This is a genomic window from Novosphingobium resinovorum (genome assembly GCF_001742225.1).
GTDB classification, from domain to species: domain Bacteria; phylum Pseudomonadota; class Alphaproteobacteria; order Sphingomonadales; family Sphingomonadaceae; genus Novosphingobium; species Novosphingobium resinovorum_A.
In genome coordinates this window covers 1,082,091-1,100,496 of the sequence record NZ_CP017076.1, presented here as the reverse complement: position 1 = coordinate 1,100,496, position 18,406 = coordinate 1,082,091, and the positions used below count along the sequence as shown (strand labels likewise).

At 67.3% G+C, this 18,406-nt stretch carries 15 protein-coding genes; 9 read left to right on the top strand and 6 right to left on the bottom strand.

Translation table 11 applies throughout. The features are described 5' to 3' along the window. Window positions 1-93 precede the first annotated feature (93 nt). The 4 genes from BES08_RS22310 to BES08_RS22295 all read right to left on the bottom strand — a co-directional run bounded on the left by BES08_RS22310 (window position 94) and on the right by BES08_RS22295 (window position 6,638). Window positions 94-1,740 carry an IS1634 family transposase gene (locus BES08_RS22310; protein ID WP_036531207.1) on the bottom strand — a complete coding sequence of 549 codons (1,647 nt, stop codon included), beginning with the start codon at window positions 1,738-1,740 and terminating at the stop codon, window positions 94-96. 338 nt (window positions 1,741-2,078) lie between these two features. After that, on the bottom strand, window positions 2,079-2,699 hold the full coding sequence (locus BES08_RS22305) for an isochorismatase family protein (RefSeq protein ID WP_036526979.1): 621 nt from the start codon (window positions 2,697-2,699) through the stop codon (window positions 2,079-2,081). Beyond that, entirely contained in the window at window positions 2,696-4,576 is a 1,881-nt protein-coding gene (locus BES08_RS22300) for a hydantoinase B/oxoprolinase family protein (protein WP_036526980.1), read from the bottom strand. The genes BES08_RS22305 and BES08_RS22300 overlap by 4 nt, the downstream gene beginning before the upstream one ends. A 13-nt stretch (window positions 4,577-4,589) precedes the next feature. Beyond that, entirely contained in the window at window positions 4,590-6,638 is a 2,049-nt protein-coding gene (locus BES08_RS22295) for a hydantoinase/oxoprolinase family protein (RefSeq protein WP_036526982.1), read from the bottom strand. Window positions 6,639-6,901: 263 nt separating this feature from the next. Between BES08_RS22295 and BES08_RS33080 the strand changes: the two genes are divergently transcribed. The 9 genes from BES08_RS33080 to BES08_RS22255 all read left to right on the top strand — a co-directional run bounded on the left by BES08_RS33080 (window position 6,902) and on the right by BES08_RS22255 (window position 15,953). Then, the gene (locus BES08_RS33080) at window positions 6,902-7,057 is read left to right on the top strand and encodes a hypothetical protein (protein ID WP_155986305.1); all 156 of its coding nucleotides are present in this window, start codon (window positions 6,902-6,904) and stop codon (window positions 7,055-7,057) included. A gap of 180 nt (window positions 7,058-7,237) precedes the next feature. Continuing rightward, window positions 7,238-7,948: a hypothetical protein gene (locus BES08_RS22290; RefSeq protein WP_036526983.1), complete on the top strand. Its 711-nt coding sequence runs from the start codon at window positions 7,238-7,240 to the stop codon at window positions 7,946-7,948. A gap of 17 nt (window positions 7,949-7,965) precedes the next feature. Then, window positions 7,966-9,633: a nitrilase-related carbon-nitrogen hydrolase gene (locus BES08_RS22285; protein WP_036526985.1), complete on the top strand. Its 1,668-nt coding sequence runs from the start codon at window positions 7,966-7,968 to the stop codon at window positions 9,631-9,633. Next, a complete protein-coding gene (locus BES08_RS22280) occupies window positions 9,630-10,700 on the top strand; it encodes a class I SAM-dependent methyltransferase (RefSeq protein ID WP_051586929.1) in 1,071 nt (356 codons plus the stop codon). Before BES08_RS22285 ends, BES08_RS22280 begins: the two co-directional genes overlap by 4 nt. After that, a complete protein-coding gene (locus tag BES08_RS22275; protein ID WP_036526986.1) occupies window positions 10,697-11,038 on the top strand; it encodes a hypothetical protein in 342 nt (113 codons plus the stop codon). The genes BES08_RS22280 and BES08_RS22275 overlap by 4 nt, the downstream gene beginning before the upstream one ends. Further along, on the top strand, window positions 11,035-11,853 hold the full coding sequence (locus BES08_RS22270) for an alpha/beta fold hydrolase (protein WP_051586930.1): 819 nt from the start codon (window positions 11,035-11,037) through the stop codon (window positions 11,851-11,853). The genes BES08_RS22275 and BES08_RS22270 overlap by 4 nt, the downstream gene beginning before the upstream one ends. Window positions 11,854-11,858: 5 nt before the next feature. Next, the gene (locus BES08_RS22265; RefSeq protein WP_051586931.1) at window positions 11,859-13,352 is read left to right on the top strand and encodes an aldehyde dehydrogenase family protein; all 1,494 of its coding nucleotides are present in this window, start codon (window positions 11,859-11,861) and stop codon (window positions 13,350-13,352) included. Then, window positions 13,352-14,743, top strand: a complete 1,392-nt coding sequence (locus BES08_RS22260) for an MFS transporter (protein WP_051586932.1) — start codon at window positions 13,352-13,354, stop codon at window positions 14,741-14,743. Before BES08_RS22265 ends, BES08_RS22260 begins: the two co-directional genes overlap by 1 nt. Window positions 14,744-14,747: 4 nt before the next feature. Beyond that, window positions 14,748-15,953 (top strand): aromatic ring-hydroxylating oxygenase subunit alpha, encoded by a 1,206-nt coding sequence (locus tag BES08_RS22255; protein WP_036526988.1) that lies wholly within the window; start codon window positions 14,748-14,750, stop codon window positions 15,951-15,953. 140 nt (window positions 15,954-16,093) lie between these two features. Here the strand turns inward: BES08_RS22255 and BES08_RS22250 are convergent, their stop codons facing one another. Both BES08_RS22250 and BES08_RS22245 read right to left on the bottom strand, forming a co-directional pair. Beyond that, the gene (locus BES08_RS22250; RefSeq protein WP_036526989.1) at window positions 16,094-17,452 is read right to left on the bottom strand and encodes a dihydroorotase; all 1,359 of its coding nucleotides are present in this window, start codon (window positions 17,450-17,452) and stop codon (window positions 16,094-16,096) included. After that, window positions 17,449-18,405 carry a CobW family GTP-binding protein gene (locus tag BES08_RS22245; RefSeq protein WP_051586933.1) on the bottom strand — a complete coding sequence of 319 codons (957 nt, stop codon included), beginning with the start codon at window positions 18,403-18,405 and terminating at the stop codon, window positions 17,449-17,451. Before BES08_RS22245 ends, BES08_RS22250 begins: the two co-directional genes overlap by 4 nt. Window position 18,406 lies beyond the last annotated feature (1 nt).

The following is an 18,406-nucleotide window of genomic DNA, read 5'->3' as shown; positions in this document are numbered from 1 at the left end:
TGCTTTCGGAAAAGGCATTTTTGTTCAATGACATGCGCGCGCCGACGTAAATGTTACCACTACATTTTCGGGATCGGTTGAGCTTGCAAAAGCTCAGGTTTCCGGCGGCAACTCGCTGATATTGGCCGGCAGCGCGATGCCGGTTGCCTTGAAGACATTCCCCACCTGGCCCGAGACGTGGGTGCGGGTGGTTATGACCTTGCCGTCCTTTTCGATGGTGGCTTCCTGAAGGCGATCGAGATCGTTGAGGAGCGGCTGCCATTCGGGCTGTAAGCCCTTTTCCTGACACAAGCGGGTGAGTTCCTTGGCCAGCGTCAGAGCGAGGAACGAGACAAACACATGGCCGCGGATAGCGGCATCGGACTGATGGAAGATGGGGCGGGTGTCGAAGCTGGCCTTGGCAACCCGGAACAGGGCCTCGACCTGAAGCAGGTCACGGTAGCGGATGACGGCCTGCAGCGGGGTGATCCGGGCATTGGTGCGCAACACGCTGATGCCATCGTAGCGGGCCTCATCGGCAAGCTTGCCCATGTCGATCTCGAAGGTCTTGCCGCTGGCCTTGAGATAGCGGCGATAGGCTGAGTTACCGACCAGGGCCTTGTCGCCCTTCTTCAGCTGGGTCTGGAGGCCATCGATGATCGCTTGCCGGTCGGCCTTGTCCTTCCTTGCCTCAGCTTCGTTGAGCGTGACGACGTAGCGCTGGGCATCGGCGCCTTTGCCAACGCGCACTTCCTTGACCCACAGCTGAGTGTCTCCTGCCTGCCTCTCGAGGACCAGGGGCACCATCGGGGCAGTGTCGGCAAGCACGACATCGCGGATGACGCTGCTGGTACGCTCTCGCGCACCCAGGATGTATTCCATCCCCAGTTCTTCAAGGGCGGCGATCGTATCGGCGCTGATCATGCCGCGATCGGCCACGACGCACGAGCGGGTGATACCGAAGCGGGTGCGCAGGCGCGTGACGATGGGCATGAGCACCTTCACGTCAGCCGTGTTGCCCGGGACCATCTCGGTGCAGATCGGACGCCCCTCGGCGTCGATCACGACAGCCAGGATCATCTGGGCAAGCTCGGGCCGGTGGTCCTTGGAATGACCACGCCGACCCAGGGTGTCGCCGCCTGCACCATAGAACGAGAGCGACGTCGTATCCATGAATACAAGACTGAGGTCGGTGAACAGGTCTCGGTGGCGATCGAACAGCTTCTCCTCGATCACGTCCTTCACGCAGCGAGGTGCCAGCGCGCCCTCAGCCTTTTCCTCGATCTCTTCGCCCAGCCAGGCCATGGCGCGATAGAAGTGATGGAGGGCGAGATCCTCGCTGCCGTCGATGGCGTAGCTCTCCATCCAGTCAAGGCAAGCTCGGTCCGAGCCGGAGACGAACAGGCGGTGCAGTGTGGCGACGAATACGGCGCGCTCCACGGCAAAGCCGAACTGGCGGCCTTCCAGCACTTCTTCCAATACAGCATCGATGCCAAGCCGTTGCCACAGGCGCCCGAACAGCAACGGGCCGCCAATCCTGCGGGCTGCGATCCGGCCTGCATCGATATCGGACAGAATGACGCTGCGCTCTGCGTGACGTGCGATCGAGGCGGCCAGCCTGTCGAGTTCGCCACTTGCGGCCAGCACATCCTTGCGGCCCAGAGCCTTGATCGTGCGCTGGCGGACGGTTTTGCCCTCTCGCACGCTCTCGACCAGGTAAAGATAGCGGTGCCCGCGCGCGACTCGTTCGACGACATACATGACAAAGTTGTTACTGCCTGGACCCGTAAAGATAAACCAAACCGACAGTCACAGCAAAAATGTTGTTAGCACACCCGATTTTGCCGCCAAATCCACTCCCCGCAAAATCAGATACTTATGGTCTCGCGTTCCCTGCGTGTTCCGCTAGCACTGTTCAACTTGGGTCTCGGGGAGGGGGCGCCGACGCAGTCGGTGACGGAGGGGGAATTGCCCGGCCTCTCCCCCTCCACCACCGCTTCGCGGCGGTCCCCCTCCCCGAGACAAGCTCGGGGAGGAACAAAAAAAGGGAGGCACAGCCTGCGCCGTGCCTCCCCTTCATCTCGCTTGTGGGAGCGACCTCATCCCATCAGGGCGATGGCCTGCTCCTCGCTGAGCACTTCGGCGTACTTCTTCGACAGGTCGAACAGGTTCGCCTCGTGCGGGCGCTCGTCGCGGTCGCCGCAGGCGTCCGCCACGACCAGCGGAACGAAGCCGTTCTGCAGCGCATCGAGCGCCGAAGCGCGCACGCAGCCCGAGGTGGAGAAGCCGGTGATGAACAGGCTGTCCACGCCCATGCTGGTCAGCGTCGCCGCCAGCGAGGTGCCGAAGAACGACGAGGCGTACTGCTTCGTCACCACAACTTCGTCGGCACGCGGCTGCAGCGTATCCGGGAAGGCGCCGAGCGGCGAGCCCTCCAGGAAAGCCTCCAGCGCGGGCACCTTCCTGTAGAACAGCCCGCCGTCCTTGCCGCCCGCGCGGTAGACGACGTTGGTGAAGATCACCGGCACCCCCGCCTTGCGCGCCGCTTCCGTCAGGCGCTCGCACGAGGCGAGAGCCGTCTCGAAGCGCGGCGAGTAGAGCGGCTGGCCGGGCGTGAGATACGCCACGACCACGTCCACCAGCAACAGCGCCGGCTTCTTGCCGGGCTGCAGAGCCCCGCCGAAGCCGCCACGGTTGTAGTCGTCGAGAAGGTCGCTCACTCGGCGGCCTCCGCGAATTCGACGGTAGCCCACTTGGGCGCGGTCGGCGCAGGCAGGCCGGTTTCGGCGAGGCAGTTCGCGCGCAGCGTCTCGATGTCGGGGCCGAAGTCGAACACGCCGATTGCACCGCGCTCGGTACGCAGCTTCTCGCGCAGCGCCGAGGTGGCGGCTTCATCGACCGCGCCGTCCGTGATGACGACGCCGTAGTCCTTCGCGCCCTCGGCGGTGACGAGGCCCTGGCCGATTTCCTTCAGCACCAGCGCGGGGTCACGGTCGAGCGGGTCGCCCCAGCCGCCGCCGCCCCAGGTGATGAAGTGCAGCACGTCACCGGCCTCGACCGGGTAGTCCTCCAGCTTGTTGCCGACGACGATCTCGGTGCCGTCGGCCTTCACCAGCAGCTTGCGCGCGCGCTTGCCCGGGTGGCCGCCGTTGACGCCCCAGGGCGGCACGAACCAGCGGTCGTCGTGGATGGCGATCACGCCCGGCTCAAGGAAGCGGTAGACCATGTTGATGCCGTTGCCGCCGCGATGCAGGCCCGCGCCGCCCGAATCCGGCACCGTCTCGTACTTCTCGATGACGAGCGGGAAGTAGCGCTCCAGGAACTCGTTGGGCACGTTGGTGAAGCCGGGGAACAGCGAGTGCCCGTCCGGCCCGTCGCCCAGCGGACGGCCGGGAATGCCGCCGAAGCCGATCTGGAACAGCTGGAACCACTTTCCGGCCTTGTCGGTGCCTGCGTAGAACAGGTGCGGGCTGGACGAGAAGCCGGCGGCGTTGAGGAATTCCGGGGTCTTCTGGCCCAGCAGGCCGCCCAGGATGTCGAACAGGCGGCCCAGCACGTGGGTGCGGCCCGAAAGCGCGGCCGGGAACTTCGGCTTGAGCAGCGAGCCTTCCGGAATGCGCACGTCGATCAGCGGATAGTAGCCGTCGTTGAACAGGATCTGCGGATCGAAGACCATGATCATGTAGATTCCGAAGAACATGCGCATCATGTTCTCGTTCAGGAACATGTTGATCGAGGCCTGGCTCTGCGGATCGGTGCCGTCGAAGTCGAGGACGACGCGGCCGTTCTCGCGCCACATCGTGCACTTGATCTTGTACGGGCCGAAACCCATGCCGTCGTCGCAGATGTAGTCCTCGAACGAGACCTTCTCCTCGCCGATCGAGCTGGCGATCAGCTGCTGCATCGCGCGGAAGTTGCGGTCAAGCAGCAGGTCGGTCGCCGAGACGAAGACGTCGTCGCCGAAGCGCTCGGCCATTTCCACCACGCGGTGGGCGGCGACGCGGCACGAGGCGATCAGCGCGTTGAGGTCCGCCTTGCACCACGCCGGGGTGCGCGACTGGTGCATGACCAGCTTGATCAGGTCCTCGTTGTATTCACCCTTCTTCCAGATCTTGACGGGCGGGATGCGCACGCCTTCCTGGAAGATCTCGGTGGCGTGGATCGGCATCGATCCGGGCACCATGCCGCCAATGTCGCTCTGGTGGCCGAACATCGAGGTATAGGCGATCAGGCGCCCGTCCTTGAACACGGGCAGCAGCACGAGCCAGTCGTTGCAGTGGCTGATCGCGCCGCCGACCGAGTAGGGGTCGGACAGGAAGATCATGTCGCCGTCTTCCACGGTGCCGTCGAAGCCGTCGAGGAATGGGCCGATGTAGGAGCCGAACTGGCCCACGATCATGCGGCCCTGATGGTCGGCGATCAGCGGGAAGGCGTCGCCCTGTTCGCGGATGCCGGGCGACATGGCGGTGCGCACCAGCGTCGCGTCCATCTCGACGCGGGCATTGCGCAGCGCGTTCTCGATGACTTCGAGGGTGACGGGGTCGATATCGACCTTGTTGAAGGGCGTTTCGTTAGCCTGGATGATACGTGCGGGCATTGGTTCTCTCCCCTCAGGCCAGGTTGATCAGGATGTTGCCGACGGCATCGACGGTGCCGACGCAGTCGCCTTCGATGAGCGTGGTCGAGTCCATCTCGGTGACGATCGCCGGGCCCTTGATCACGTCTCCGGCGCGCAGCTTGGCGCGGTCGTAGATCGCGGCCGGGGCCATGGCGCCGTTGAACCACAGTTCGTGATCGCGCACCTTGGCGTCGATCGGGTCGCCGTTGCCTTCGGGCAGGCGCAGCGCCTCCAGTTCGAGCAGCGGCCCGAGCGCCACGGCGCGCAGGTTCACCAGCTCGTGCTCGGTGTCCATGTTGAACGTGAACAGGCGCTCGTGCTCGGCATCGAAGCGCGCCTTGACGCCTGCGAGACCATCGGCCTTGAGCACGTCGGGGCTGATCGAGAGCGGCACTTCGAAGGCCTGCCCTTCATAACGCACGTCGAGTTCGAACTGCACGGTGACGTCGGCGTCGGCGATGCCTTCGGCGGTCAGTTCCTTCGTGGTCTGCGCGGCCATCTCTTCCAGCAGCGTGATCACCTCGGCTTCCTCGGTTTCCGAGAAGCGCTTGGAGAACGAGCGCGCCGTCTCGGTGCGCATGCGCGTGGTGGCATCGCCCAGCGCGCAGAGCACGCCCGGCGAGACCGGCGAGACTGCGGGCCACGAACCCATCAGCTTGGCCACGGCGTTGACGTGGAGCGGACCGGCGCCGCCGAAGCCCATCACCGCGAAGTGGCGCGGATCGTAGCCCTGCTGCACCGAGATCATGCGCAGCGCGCCGAACATGTTCTCGTTGACGATGTCGATGATGCCGCGCGCGGCTTCCATCAGGCCGATGCCCAGCTTGTCGGCGATGGTCTGCACCGCCGCCTTGGCGCCTTCGCGGTCGAGCTTGAAGGTGCCGCCCAGCAGGTTCTCGGGCAAGTAGCCGAGCACCACGTTGGCGTCGGTCACGGTCGGCAGCTTGCCCCCCTTGCCGTAGGCCACCGGGCCCGGCACCGCGCCCGCCGACTGCGGGCCGACGCGCAGCGCGCCGGTCAGTTCGGGCACGTAGGCGATCGAACCGCCGCCCGCGCCCACCGTCTTCACGTCCAGCGCCGAGGCGCGGACCGAGAGGTGGCCGACTTCGGTGGTGCGAACGCGGCGCGCCTCGAGGTTCTCGATCAGCGCCACGTCGGTGGAAGTACCCCCGACGTCGAGCGTCAGGATGTTGCGGATGCCGGAGTTCTTGCCGACCCACAGCGCGCCCGTGACGCCGCCTGCGGGACCGGACATCAGCAGCGCGACCGGATGCTCCTCCGACTTCTCGGAGGACATGAGCCCGCCATCGGAGCGCAGCAGCGAGAGCGAGCCCGCCATGCCGCCGGAGCGCAGGTTGTCGCGCAGGTTGCGCACGTACTTGCCCACGACCGGGCGCACCGCCGCGTTGGCGACGGTGGTGAGGGTGCGCTCGTATTCCTGCATCTCGGGCAGGACAAGGTGGCTGAGCGAGATCGGCACGTCGGGCATGATCTCGGCCGCCAGCTGCGCCACGCGCTTCTCGTGCGCGCCGTTGAGGTAGCCGTTCATCAGGCTGACCGTCAGCGCCTCGACGCCCTGCGCCTTCAGCTTCTCCAACGCGGCGCGGATACCGGCTTCGTCGATCGGGCGGATCTCGCGCCCTTGCGCATCCATGCGCCCGGCGATCTCCACGGTGTCCTCAAGCGCGGCGAGCGGTTCGGGCTTGGGCCACACGATCCAGCCGGCGAGGCCGCCGGGCACGAACGAGCGTGCGATCTGCATGACCTGGCCATAGCCCTCGGTGACGACGAGGCCGACGCGCGAACCCTTGCCTTCGAGCACCGCGTTGGTCGCAACGGTCGTGCCGTGGAGGAAGTACTCGATGTCCGCAGGCGTGATTCCTGCCTTCTCGCAGATCGCGCCGAGACCGTTGAGGATGCCTTCCGAGCTGTCATGCGGGGTGGAAGGCGTCTTGTGGCGCCAGAACGAGCCGTTCTTCTGATCGAGCAGCAAAAGGTCGGTAAACGTCCCACCGACGTCCACCCCCAGGCGATAAGTCATGAACCCAATCTCCGTTAGATTGGTATCTAGCAAGCATCGCGGGGGCTGCAATGACAGGGTTGTGCCCCCAACTGACCGGCAGGTGGAGAAGCCTGATCACGCTGCGGAACGATTGCAGCGCCATGCCGATCCGCGCGACTCCAAAGTCTTGTTGAGATTACCGCTCAATACACTTTCGGACAGCTTGATGCAGGCGCGGCAAAGTCCTGCGACACCGCCCCGTCATACCGGCCCAATCGAAACCCGACGATGGACGCCGCCAGATGACCCGCCTGCTCCCCGCCTTCGCAGCCCTTGCCGTATCCTCGGCCATCCTGACGAGCGTGGCCGCCGTCGCAACGCCGCCGAGCGTGCCGATCATCGGCGCCGAAAAGCCGGTGTTCCTGGGCCGCATGGTGGTGACCGCGACGCCGCTCTGACACGGCAACATCCAATACCGCAATTCCCCACCAGTCGATAAATCCTCGATTGGTGACCAGAGGCACCAGCCTCGATTTGCCGCGCGCCCGGTGTGAGGCAGCCTCGACGTCGAACCCCGCAAATGGACCCGGCCCCAACAATTCGGGCCGTCCATCCGGATCGACAGAGAGGTAGACCGAATGCCGCTTACCCGTACCACCGGCAGCTACGTGATGGGCCCCAGCGACGACCGCTCCAAGTGGGTCGAGTGGGAGAACTTCATCGTCTCCACCAACCCCGACGGCACCCATACCGCGCAGTCGATGACGCGCTTCCCCGGCACTTCGCTGGTGCGCCACGTCACCCAGACCGTGAACACCGAATTCATGCCGATGGACGGGCACCTCCGCCTGTTCGTCGGCAGCGAGTTCCAGGGCGTTCTGGTGCGCCGCGTGGTCGGTGACGAGGTGACGTCGCTCCTCATCGCGCCCGACGGCAGCCCGATCGAGCAGGCCCAGCTTCCCGGCGGCGCCGACCTCGTCCTCGGCTACCACCCCACCGTCGTCGAGGGCTGGAAATTCACCCAGTGCGACCGCGCGGTCGAAGGCACGCAGCACGTGCGCATCCTCACCACCTCGGCCACCTGGAACGGCGGCCAGATGACGCACGGCAAGGAAGTGACGCTGGCCATCGAGTACATCGGCGAGGAGGAGATCGAAGTCCCCGCCGGCAAGTTCGTCTGCGACCACTACCTCTGGCACACCGGCGCGATCGACGCCGACATCGAGGTCTGGACCACCGGGCAGGACCGCATCTGCGCCCGCGTGATCGGCCATGCCAAGGGCGTGACCTACGAACTGGCCGAATTCGACCAGAAGAGCTTCGGCGACACCCTCGAATTCGACTTCTGATCCGAAAGGCGCGCACGATGCTACGGGTAGCTACAGCACAGTTCGAAACCGGCAAGGACACCGACCGCGTTCTTGCCGACATCCTTCGCCTTGCCGACGAGGCGGCGGCGGGCGGGGCCAGGCTGGTGCACTTCCAGGAGTGCTGCAACTACCCCACCTCCTACACCGACCGCGAACACGCATGGCGCGAGGCCGTTACCCTCGAAGGTCCGCTGGTCTCGGCGATCCGTGCCAAGGCGCGCGAGCATGGCCTGTTCATCGGCTTCAACGCCGCCGTGCGCGGGCCATTCCCCAAGGCATGGATGGTCAACCACCTGATCGGCCCAGACGGGGAATACATCGGCTCCAACAAGAAGCAGGTGCTGATGTGGATCGAGCGCGACGCGTTCTTCCCCTCGGACGAGGACGGGCGCGTCTACGACACCGAAATCGGGCGCATCGGCATGATATCCTGCATGGACGGGCTGGTGCCGGAAACCTCGCGCACGATGGCGTGCCTGGGGGCGGACATCGTGCTCAACTCGCTGTGCTCGAACGGGGTGGATGAGGCGAACCTGCACATCCCGGCGCGCGCGGCCGAAAACGGCTATTTCATGATCTCCGCCAACCGGGTGGGGGACATGGTCAAGGGGCAGGACCTGCAGGACCTGATCGACGCCGCAGGCATGACCCGCGACTTCGTGAAGGGCGCAGGGGAAAGCCAGGTGGTCGGCCCGGACGGCATGCCGCTGGCCCGCGCGACGCATGACGACATCGGGCTGGTGTTCGCCGACATCGACCTGTCGACGCTGGAACGCGAAGACCGCATGGCGCGGCGGCGGCCCGAACTCTACACGCTGATGGGCGAGGACAACGCCGCGCTGGCGGCGCTCGCCGAAGACCGCGCGCCAGCGGGGAAAGTCGCGCTGACGACCATCGTGCCCGGCGGCGCGACGTTCGACGAACGGCTGGCGCAAGCCCGCGAAATGATCGCCTCGGCCCCGGCCGGACTAGCGGTGCTCCCCGAATTCTTCGCGTGGGATCTCGGGGACGACACCCGCCTGGACGAAGCAACCGCAGCCCTCATCAAAGCCGCCGCCGAAGCCCGGACCTACCTCGTCGCCGGTCTGCCGGGGCGCGAGCATGGCAAGCGCGTCAACCGCGCCGTCCTCTTCGGCCCCGAAGGCGTGATCGGCGAATACGGCCAGATCCACGCCGATCCCGGCTCGAACGACATGGCGCTGGGTGACGATCTGCCGGTCTTCGACCTCCCGTTCGGCCGCCTCGGCCTGCTGCTGGGCGAGGACCTGCTGTTCCCCGAGGCTGCCCGCGTGCTCGCCCGCAAGGGCACGGACCTCATCGCCTGTCCGACGGCATGGCGCGAGGACTGGCATCACGAACTCATGCTTACCGCGCGTTCGGCGGAGAACCACGTCACCATCGTCAGCGCAGGGCGCTCCGACAGCCTTTGCGCGAAGCCCGGCACCGTCTGCACGACCCCGCCGGAATACCGCTTCCCGCAGACCAAGGAAGTCAACGCGCCGGACCGCCACATGGCGCCCTCGCTCACCGGCGCGTTCACCGTGGAGGTCGACCTCGCCCCCAACCGCGACAAGCGGCTGATGGGCGCGACCGACCTCATCATGGACACGCGCCCGGAACTCTACGGCGCGATCCTGGCGCTGCGCGAAAGCGTCCCGGCGTGAGCCGCCCGTCCATCGGCACCCTGCGCGGCGCGGCCAGCCTCGACGATGAGAGCTACGTCGATTTCGTCGAGGGAATGCGCGCCTTCAACCTTTCGCGCATGGTCCCGCGCCTCGTCCAGTCGGGCGATGCGATCGGCGCCGGGATGGCCGCGCAGTCGCCCCGGCCGCGCGTGCAGGACCTGTTCACCGCGCTCGACCACGTGCCCGCCGCACAGATGGCGCGGCGGATGATGCGCTCGACCCAGATGATGATGTGGCGCGGCACCGGCGACACCTATCGCCGCATCGCGGGCGAACTGGAGGACTGGCTGAAGCAGGCCGAGGCCGCCGCCCCCCACCTGCTGCGCATCGACCCGGCCTTCGCCTATCCCGACTACTTCCGGGCGCAGGACATCCACCTGCAGCCGGGCAACTACCACGACGACGCGCTCGCCGGGTTCGTGTTCCACTACGGCTCCAAGGTGTTCTTCACCGGCGGCAACGACGACGACCGCCTGCACAACGTCATGGCCGCATGGTGCCCGATCGACGGCTCTCCGCAGCGCATCGTCGATCTTGGCTGCGGCGTCGGCCAGTCCACCACCGCCTTCAAGCTGCGCTTCCCCGAAGCCGAGGTCCACGGCATCGACCTTGCTGCGCCGATGCTGCGCTACGGCCATGCCCGGGCGCGGGAACTGGGGATCGAGGTCCACTTCACGCAGGGCGACGCCGCCGCGCTCGATTTCGCCGACAACAGCGTCGACGCGGCGCTGGCGATGATCCTGTTCCACGAACTGCCGCCCGAAGTGGCCGAAGGCGTCGTGAAAGAGGCCGCGCGCATCCTGAAGCCGGGCGGCACCTTCACCATCATCGACTTCCCGCACATCGCGGCCGAAGAACTCAGCGGCCGCCACTGCATGCGCCTGTTCGACAGCTGGTACAACGGCGAGCCCTACGCCCCCGCCTTCGTCCATTCCGACTTCACCGCGCTGCTGAAAGCGCACTTCGGCGACGTCGATCCCGACTACCGCCCTGCCGCCACCTCCACCGGAGCGCTGCAGATCCGCGTCTGCAGGAAAACCGCATGACACCCGACGAAGTCACCGACCTGCGCCGCTGGCTGGACAAGAGCGAGGGCCTTGCCGACGGCCGCCCCTTCCTCGGCGACCGCCGCCTCGACGCGATGATGGACGTCATGCTCGAAATGGCGGCGCAAGTCTGGGTGCTCAAGCGCCGCAACGCCGTTCTGGAAGGCGTCCTCGCCGCACAGGGCGCGCTCGATCCCGAGGCGATCGAGAGCTTCACCTTCACCCCCGACGAAACCGCCGCGATGCGCGAAAGCCGCGCCGCCTTCGTCTCCACCATCTTCCGAAGCCTCGCCGAGCTGCCGCTCGCGCCCGAGGCCAGCCAACAGGAGCCGTCATGATCCCGACCATCGATACCGCGCCCGTCAACTTCAAGCGCGGCTATTCCAGCTGCTTCCTCGGCCAGCTCCACTACCGCGAGCATGGCGAGGGCGAGCCGGTCCTGTGTCTCCACCAGGCCCCGCAGTCGAGCGGCATGTTCGACACCGTGCTGCCGATGCTGGGCGAGCACTTCCGCGCGATCTGCATGGACACCATCGGCTACGGCATGTCCGACCTGCCCGGCCGCCTCGTCGAGCCCGAGGAATATGCCCGCACCATCGTCGAATTCCTCGACGACTTGGGACTGACCGATCCGATCTCGGTAATCGGCGTCCACACCGGCGCCTACTTCGCCACCCAGCTGGCGGCGCAGTATCCGGAGCGCGTCAAGAAGTTCGTCCTCTCCGGCCCGGTGCTGCTCCACCCGGACGAGGGCGTGGTGCCGATGCGCGCGCCCGCGACCATCGCCGAGGAGGACGGCAGCCACCTGACCCGCCTGTGGCAGCTGCGCTGGAAGAACGTTTCGCCGGTGAACAACCTCAAGGCGTTCGAGAAGCTCTACGTCGCCGCCCTCACCGCCGGGGAGAACGCGCAGGCATCGTATTACGCGGCCAGCAAGCTCGACACGCTCAAGCAGTTGCGCTTCGACGTGACGGTGCCGGGCTTCATCGTCTGGGGCGACAAGGACCTCTCCGCGCCGGGCATCATGAAGTGCCTGCATTTCCTGGAAGGCAAGGTGCCCGACTACCGGATCGAGGGCGGCACGCTCGACACCATAGAGGAGTTCCCGGAGGAGTGGACCGAAGCCTGCGTCCGCTTCCTCAAGGAAGGCTGACGGAGTTGGCCCCGCATTCGCAGACCGGCCATCCGAAGCTGGGGGACTTCGCCGCGTCGAGCATGGCGGACGCGCAGGGCAAGTGGCTGCTGCGCGAGAACCCCGCCCGGCCTGACGAACTGGCCGGGCGCATCCGCCGCGACAGTCCCGCCGACGTCCTCGCCGCCGCCTCTGCCGCAGCGGCCGCACAGAGGGAATGGGCCGCGCTCGACTTCGAGACGCGCGCGGATACGCTGCGCATGGCCTTCGGCGCGGTGGAGGGCATGGACGCCCTCGCCCGCACGATGGCGAGCGAGATGGGGAAGCCGGTGGGCGAATGCGCCGGGGAAATCCGCTTCGCGCTAGCCTTCGCCGCCGACATGGAGGGCCGCGCCCGCCGTCTCCTTGCCGACGACGTTCGCGGCGAAGGACCGGGGCGGCGCGTGGTGCGGCGCGCGCCATATGGCGTCATCGCGGCGATCGTGCCGTGGAACGCGCCGATCATCCTCGCCATGACCAAGATCGCGCCCGCCCTGCTATCGGGCAACGCGGTGCTGGTGAAGCCCTCCCCCTTCGCGCCGCTGACCTTGAGCGCCATCGTCGCCATGATCGCCGCGCACCTGCCGCCCGGCCTGCTGCGCGCCGTCAACGGCGGCGCCGAGACCGGCGAGGCACTGATCGGCGCTCCCGAAGTGGCGAAAGTCGCCTTCACCGGCGGCGGCACGGTGGGCCGCGCAGTGCTGGAACAGGCCAGCCGCCGCTTCATCCCCAGCGTGATGGAACTGGGCGGCAACGACCCGCTGATCGTGCTGGAAGACTTCGAGCCGACCACCGCGCGCATGGAAGCGCTCGTCTGGGCCAGCTTCCTCAACGCCGGGCAGGTCTGCATGGCGGCCAAGCGCCTCTACGTCCACGAAGCCGTGGCCGACCGCTTCGTGGACGCCTACGTCGAGACGGCGCGGCGCCTGCTCCACATGGGCGACCCGCTCGACCCGCGCACCAACATCGGCCCGGTCATCAGCGCGCAGGCGCAAGGCCGCATCAGCCGCGTCGCGGCGCAGGCGCGCTGCGACGGGGGCATGGTCGTGCCGCTCCTGAACGACTTCTCCGACTACCCGGAGCAGGGCTATTTCGTGGCCCCCCAGCTCGTCACCGGCCTGACTGACGATGCGGAACTGGTCCGCGACGAACAGTTCGGGCCGATCGTGCCCGTGGTCACCTGGCGCGACGAAGCCGATGTGCACCGCTGGGCCGCCACCGGGGACTGCCTCAGCGCCTCGGTCTGGTCATCCGACGCCGAGCGGGCATGGGACCTCGCGGCCTCGCTGCCGGCCGGACTGTGCCTCGTCAACGCACACAACCGCAGCGGCTTCTCGTTCGACCTGCCGTTCGGCGGCTCGGGACCGAGCGGCTTCGGGCGCGAGTACGGCGATGAGGGGCTGCTCGAATACTCCATGCCCAAGGCCCTGCACCAGCCCGCGACCGGCTCGGTGGCAAGCGCCTATCCGGGGAAAAGCTGATGCTCGAAGCGACCTACGACGCCGCCATGACCTCACCCCCGGCACGCACCCCGCGCGTCAGCCTTGCCACCCGGCTCGGCTATGGGAGCGGGGCAGTGGGGGCGCAGATCTTCCGCGACACCCCTGCGCTGATCCTGCCGATCTACATGATCACCGTGCTCGGCATCCCGGCGTGGATGGCGGGCATCGCGATCCTGATCCCCAAGGCGTGGATCGTGTTCTGCGACCCCCTCGTCGGCGGCTGGTCGGACCGGCGTGCCACCAGCTGGGGCCGCGCCCCCTTCCTCGGCGCGGGCGCGCTGCTTTCGGGCCTCGCCTTCGTGCTGATGTTCAGCGCGCCGGACTTCTCTTCCCCGCTGGCCAGCGCAGCCTACATGTCGCTCGCCTTCGCGCTCGCCTCGACCGCCTACAGCCTGTTCTCGGTGCCCTACCTCTCGGTCGCGTCCGAGATGAGCGAGAGCCCGCGCGAGCGCACGACGATCCTCGCCTATCGCCTTGTCTTCCTGGCCGTCGGCGTCGCCATCGGCGCGGGCTATGCGCTGCCGGTGGCGCAGTGGCTGGGCGACGGCTGGCACGGCTTCAACCGCATGGGGATGCTCTACGGCCTCGTCTGCCTAGTGAGCATGGGCGTCACCTGGGCGACCGTGCGCCGCACCCGCCTCATCACCCTGCCCCGCCCCGAAGGCGCGACCGGCAAGGCCGACATCCTCGCCTTGTGGCGCAACCGCGGCTTCGTGAGCCTGGCCACCACCTATTTCTTCGCGCTGACCGCGCAGGGCATGACTTATACCGTCTTCGGCCTGTTCTTCCTCTACGTCCTGCACGATGCGGGCGCGCTGGCGATCGTCAACGTCTTCGCCGCCGCTTCGGTGCTGGTAGCCCAGCCGCTGACGGTCTGGCTGAGCCGCCGCTTCTCCAAGCGCGCGCTGTTCGTCACCGGAGTGCTCGGCTGGTCGCTGCTGTGCCTTTCGTGGATCACCGCCGGGCCGACCGAGAACGGCTGGATCGCCGCCCACCTCGGCATCCCCGCGCCGGGAATCGTGCTGATGGCGCTGCGCGGGTTCCTGTGGGGCCTGTTCAACTCGATGTACCTGCTGATGGCGCTGTCGATGCTGACCGACACCATCCAGCACGACCGCGAGACCACCGGCGCATCACGAGCGGGCGTCTATTCCGGCGTGTTCAGCGCGCTGGAGAAAGTCGCCTTCGCGCTTGGCCCCGCGATCACCGGCGTGCTGCTCAGCCTCGGCGGTTTCGTCGGCGCCAAGGGCAGCGGCGCGGTGCCGCAGACGCCCGGCGCCCTCACTACGCTGGTGCTCTGCTTCGCGGTCTATCCGGCCGTACTCAAGGCGCTGAGCCTCCTCGCCTTCATCCGTTACCGGGGACACTGATCCGATGACCGCCGATCCCTCTCTCGCCCCCTCTGCAGCCCGGCGGGACTCCCACAATTCCCTGCGCCGCGCCCTCGTCGAGCGCCTGCGCGACGGCCGTACGGACCTGGCCGAGACCGTCATGGAGATCGACGCCCACGCCTACGTCGATCCTGACCGCCATGCCCGGGAGCGCGAGGCGTTCCGCAAGCTGCCGATCATGGCCTGCCTTTCGCTCGACGTGGCGGAGCCGGGCGACAAGCTGCTGTTCGATGCCCTCGGCCCCGAGATCGTGATCCTGCGCGACGGCGAAGGGCAGGTACGCGCTTTCCTCAATATGTGCCCGCACCGCGCCGCGCGCCTCGTGACCGAATGCGACAGCCGCAAGCGCATGACCTGCCGCTTCCACGGCTGGACCTTCGACCTCAAGGGCAAGCTGATCGGCCTGCCCGGCGCGGAGGGCTTCGCGGGCATGGAGCGCGAGGCGCGCGGGCTGGTCGAGCTGCCGGTGGCCGAATGGGCGGGCATGGTCTTCGTGCGCGCCGATCCGGAGGGCGGCCTGATCGACGTGGCGGAATGGCTCGGCCCTTTCGCGGCGGAACTGGAGCACCTCGAACTCGGCCGCGCCCGGCCGATGCGCCGCAGCCGGCTGGAAACGCGCACCAACTGGAAATGCGCCTGGGACACCTACTGCGAAAGCTACCATTTCGCGACCCTGCACGCGACCACGGTAGCGCCGCGCCTCGTCTCCAACGTCATGGCGCTGACCCCGTTCGACCGCCACGCCCGCATGGGCTTCCCGCGCAAGGACTGGTATGCGCTCGCCGACGCGCCGGAGACGGAGTGGCCGGACGAGAACTTCGGCGGCAACTACTTCATCTTTCCCAACATCAACCTCAACGTCTCCTCGGGTCCGAACGGGGAGATGTTCTACGGATTCTACCACCTCTACCCCGGTGAGACGTCCGGCAGCACGGTGACGCGCATGGCCACCTATCGCCCCGGCCACGCCGACGGCCCGCAGCCGGACGAGGACTGGCAGGTGCTCCACGGCTTCATCGAGGATGTCGTGCGGACGGAGGACTACAGTGTCTCGGAGGAAGCCTACCGCAACCTGTCGGACGCGCCGGAGGGGTTCAGCGCCGTGTTCGGGGCGAACGAGATTCTCGTGCAGAAATGGCACCGCGACTGGGCGGATCAACTGGAAGAACTGGGGTTGGGTGAGGCCTGAGAGGCCCACCCCGCTGCGACTAGGCGATAAATCGCCAAGTCTCGCGCCCCTCCCGCGAGCGGGAGGGGGAACCTAGCGCCACCCTATCATCCCCCTCCCGCTTGCGGGAGGGACAGGGGTGGGCCTCCCTACGCCAGCCCTCACCCCCGTCGTTCCAGATAACGCCCATACCCCCCCGCGCCCGTGACCCGGCCATCCTGCATGATCGTCTCCCCGCGCAGGATCGCCCGTACCGGCCAGCCCCGCAGGGTCCAGCCTTCGTAAAGGCTATAGTCCGAATACGAAGCCAGCGCCGCAGGATCGACCACGCGGCTCTGCTCGAGGTCCACCAGCGTCACGTCCCCATCTGCACCGGGAGCCAGGCTGCCCTTGCCCTTCATGGAAAATATCTCCGCCGGACGGCTGGTGAGCAACTGCGCGATCCGCTCCAGCGACAAGCGCCCCTTGTGATACCCCTGGTCGAGCAGCACCGGCAGGATCGTCGCCGTGCCGGGGAAGCCCTGCGATGCCTGCCAGACCGGCTTCTCCTTGGTGGCGCGCTTGCGGGGTACGTGGTCCGAAGCGACGACGTCGATGGCGCCGTCGGCCAGCCCTTCCCATAGCGCCGCGACGTCGTCCGGGCTGCGAAACGGCGGGTTCGCCTTGCCGATGGGGCCGATGTCCGCATCCCAGTCGTGCGTCAGGTAGTGCGGGCAGGTCTCCACCGTCACCCGGTCGTAGCGGCCCCGCCAGCGGCGCACTTCGTCCAGCGCCATGCGCGTGGAAATGTGCGGGATATAGATGCGCGCGCCCAGCTTTTCCGCCAGATAGAGCGCGCGGATGGTGCTTTCCGCCTCGGTGATCGCGGGCTTGGAGAGGTTCCAGTCCTTCAGCGTCATGCCGCCCCCGGCGATGCTGGCGCGGCGGAAGCGGTTGACCAGTTCGATGTTCTCGGTGTGGACGACGATGGTGACTTCGCCAAGGCTCGCGGCCTTTTCCAGCAGCGCGTAGAAGTACCCGTCGTCGGTCCCGTCAAGGCCGAGGTAGCGGCCTTCCTCGCCCTTGAAGTTCATGAAATACTTGAACGACGTGACGCCGTAGTCGGCGACGTAGCGCTCCATTTCCTCGACGTGCCGCTCGCTGGCGACGGAGAAGTGGAAGCCGAAATCGACGTGCGACCGCTCGCGGGCATGGGCATGTTCGGCGTCGAAGATGTCGCCGTAGCCTTCGCTCGACAGAAAATAGCCAAGGATCGACGTGAAGCCGCCGATGGCCGCATGCTGCGTCTCGGTGGTGTATTCGGTAATCGGTTCCCCGAACCCGAAATGGACATGTGTGTCGATGAGGCCGGGGAAGACGTGCAGTCCCGTGGCATCGATCGTTTCGCGCGCCGTAACTCCGCTGCCGGAGGCGAGGCGCGCGGCGATGCGGCCATCGGTGATGGCGATGTCGCCCTGAGCGATACCGCCGACGGGATCGACGATGGTGCCGTTGGCGATCAGGAGGTCGAAGCCGCTCATTGCAGGTCCTCTTTGGATGGGGGCATCGTGCCCTCGGGTACGTGGAGCCACGGAAGCAACGCGGCGATCTCGCCTGCCTCGCGCCGCTGGACGATGACGGTGAGGTGCGGCGCGGCACCGTCGGCGGACGGCGGGGCGTCGGTCACCGAGAACCGCGCGCCGACGCCCTGCACCAGCAACAGGCGGCCGCGCGTCCGGGCCAGCCCCTTGCAGCGCAGCAGGTCCGCGCCCAGCCGGTGATCCAGCGCCGCCGCGAAAGCCGCGAGGCCGGAGCGGGTGACCGGCTCGCCCAGGGGAAAGCTCCAGGCCCGCACGCCATGGCTATGCGCCGCGTGATCGTCCGTCACGGCAGGCCGCGCCCCGCGCGAAGGGGCCAGCAGCAGCGCCGGATCAGCGAGGACGTCCGATGCGGTGACCACGTCCGCCAGCGGATTGGCCCCAGCGATCCAGACGCATTCCTCGGGCGCGAGGGGATCGCGCAAGTCCAGCTTGGTCAGCACCAGCCGGTCGGCCAGCACCAGTTGGCGCAGCGCTTCCGGGTGACGCTCCACCTGCGTGCGGCCGCCGAGCATGTCGAGCGCGGTGACGACCACGCCCAGCGACAGGAAATGCGACAGCAGCGGGCTGCGGCGGACCACTTCCATGATCGGACCGGGATCGGCGAGCCCGGTCGTCTCGATGACGATGCGCCCGAACCTCGGCAGTTCTCCGCCAGCGCGGCGGCGCACGAGATCCAGCAGCGTTTCGGGAAGCGAGTCGACCACGGCGCAGCACAGGCAGCCGCCCTCCAGCAAGGCCACCTGCCCAGGCGCGGTTTCGACGAGAAGGTGGTCGAGCCCGATCTCGCCCAGCTCGTTCACCACCACGGCGGTGTCGCGAAAGGCGCCTTCCGACAGCATCCGGTTGAGCAGCGTCGTCTTGCCGCTGCCGAGGAAGCCGGTCAGTATCTCCACA